This is a genomic window from Synechococcus sp. R6-7 (assembly GCF_047461695.1).
Taxonomy (GTDB): domain Bacteria; phylum Cyanobacteriota; class Cyanobacteriia; order Thermostichales; family Thermostichaceae; genus Thermostichus.
The window spans coordinates 1-630 of the sequence record NZ_JANSHS010000499.1 but is presented as its reverse complement, the minus strand read 5'-3'; the positions used below and the strand labels follow the sequence as shown (position 1 = coordinate 630).

The following is a 630-nucleotide window of genomic DNA, read 5'->3' as shown; positions in this document are numbered from 1 at the left end:
GTCGCGTCAGCGGGCCGTAGGCCTTAGGGCGGGGCTTCAGACCCAGTTTTTTGGTAAAGCCAAACTACCCTCCCCAGCAGCTTTTTTCTTAACCGAAAGTTAACCCTAGGCCCAATCTGGAGCCACTGCACCACCGACACCAGCGTTCCGGGAAGGGGCTGGAGAAGCTAGGGCTGCTGCTCCTTTGAAGAGGGAGAGGGGGGATAGAGCAGGGCTTCCAGCTCCTGCAGCGCTTGCTCCAGGTTGTCGTTGACAATCACGTAGTCAAATTCGTCTTGGGCATCCAATTCCTTGCGGGCCTGTTCCAGGCGGCGCTCGATGCTGGCCTCTGAGTCTTGTCCGCGCTCGCGGATGCGACGTTCCAGCTCTTCCAGAGAAGGGGGACAGAGAAAGATGCGAATGGCATCTGGGTACTGTTGCCTCACCTGACGGGCCCCCGCCAGCTCAATTTCCAGCAGCACATCCTGACCCTGATTGAGTTTTTGGAACACGATCTCGCGGGGAGTGCCGTAAAAGTTGCCCGCATACTGTGCCCATTCCAACAGCTCGTTGGCTTCAATCAAGTTGAGAAATTCCTCCCGACTGCGAAAGTAGTAGTTGACGCCTTCCTGTTCGCTGGGGCGGGGGGGG

The 630-nt window shown here is 57.8% G+C and carries 1 protein-coding gene; it reads right to left on the bottom strand.

The features are described 5' to 3' along the window. Positions 1 to 167 precede the first annotated feature (167 nt). Positions 168 to 630, bottom strand: a 463-nt coding sequence (gmk, locus tag NW815_RS13395) for a guanylate kinase (RefSeq protein ID WP_414416118.1), incomplete at its 5' end; no start/stop codon positions are given.